1 protein-coding gene is annotated in these 1,474 nt (G+C 33.4%); it reads left to right on the top strand.

Annotated features, from left to right (window positions below; genetic code table 11):
• Positions 1–96: 96 nt before the first annotated feature.
• Positions 97–1,436 (top strand): IS3 family transposase gene (locus JOE23_RS17740; protein ID WP_239585500.1). Its coding sequence is split into 2 segments (ribosomal slippage): positions 97–510 and positions 513–1,436, totalling 1,338 coding nucleotides; the frame shifts between segments, so codons are not numbered across the junction.
• Positions 1,437–1,474 lie beyond the last annotated feature (38 nt).

Below are 1,474 nucleotides of genomic sequence, written 5' to 3'. Positions count from 1 at the left end.
TAAAATGTACCCTATAGAGTAGACACTTTAAAAAAAGTCTACCTATAGGGTACTTTTGTGTATAATTAGAGAAAAAACAGTAAATGGGGAAAGAATATGAGTAAGAGATTGTTTACGGAAAAAGAAATTAACATAATATCTAAAAATCTCTACGTCAAATCTGTTAGTGAAAAAGGGATCACTTATACTGATGAATTTAAAAGGATTTTTATTACTGAAAATGAAAAAGGGAAATTTCCAAAACAAATATTCGAGGATCATGGATTCGATATAGACATTATCGGGAAAAAACGTATAGAATCTTCAGGTAAAAGATGGCGTGCGGCATACCGAAAAAATGGTATAGGTGGTTTACAAGATACCCGTAAAGGAAACGCCGGTAGACCGAGTGAAAAGGAGCTTTCTATAGAAGAAAAGTATAAAAGATTAGAGGCTCAAAATAACTTATTAAAAGCAGAGGTAGAATTACTAAAAAAGATCGATATGACAGAGAGGAGACTGAAGAAGAAACAGAAATAAACATTCCTGCATCGCAGAGGTTTGAACTGATTAAATCCGTCATTGACACGTTTAAATTAAAAAACAAGGTGAGGTACTTATGTAAGGTAGCTGGCGTATCCGCGTCAGGATATTATCATTATTTCTCATTAGCATCACTGGAAAGAAGAAAACAATGTGAAAGACAAGATGAAAGGGCCAAAGAGAAGATATTGAAAGCTTTTAACTACAAGAGACGCCAAAAGGGTGCTCGTCAAATTAAGATGACTTTAGATGGTGAATTTAAGATCAATTACAACTTAAAACGTATCCGCAGAATTATGAAGAAGTATGGCATTATATGCCCGATCAGAAAAGCTAATCCTTATCGTCGGATGGCGAAAGCAACGAAGGAACATACTGTATTACCCAACAAATTAAACCGACAATTCAAACAAAATATACCTGGAAAAGTATTATTAACAGATATCACTTATTTATTCTATGGAAAGGGAAAGAAAGCTTATTTATCTACAATTAAAGATGGATCAACCAATGAAATATTAGCCTACAACGTTTCTGATCGTATCACTTTAGATATTGCAACTGACACGCTTTTAAAGTTAAAAAATAATAGGAAAGTAAAGTTAGCAGAAGGCGTCTTCATCCATTCAGATCAAGGATTTCACTATACAAACCCAATCTATCAAAAAATGGTGAAGAAATATGGTTTAGGACAATCCATGTCAAGACGAGGAAACTGTTGGGATAACGCCCCACAAGAATCATTTTTTGGGCATTTTAAAGATGAAGCATCTATTAAACCTTGTGAAACAATAAATGAGTTAAAGCGTGAAATTAAGCGTTATATGACTTATTACAACCATTACAGATATCAATGGAATTTAAAAAAGATGACCCCTGTACAATACAGGAATCACCTTTCCAGTGTAGCATAGTCTTTTTTTAAAAAGTCCTTTACAAAGGGTACAGATTA

Origin of the sequence: Amphibacillus cookii, from assembly GCF_016908375.1 — a bacterium.
GTDB lineage: Bacteria > Bacillota > Bacilli > Bacillales > Amphibacillaceae > Amphibacillus_C > Amphibacillus_C cookii.
This window is presented reverse-complemented; position numbering and strand designations above follow the sequence as displayed.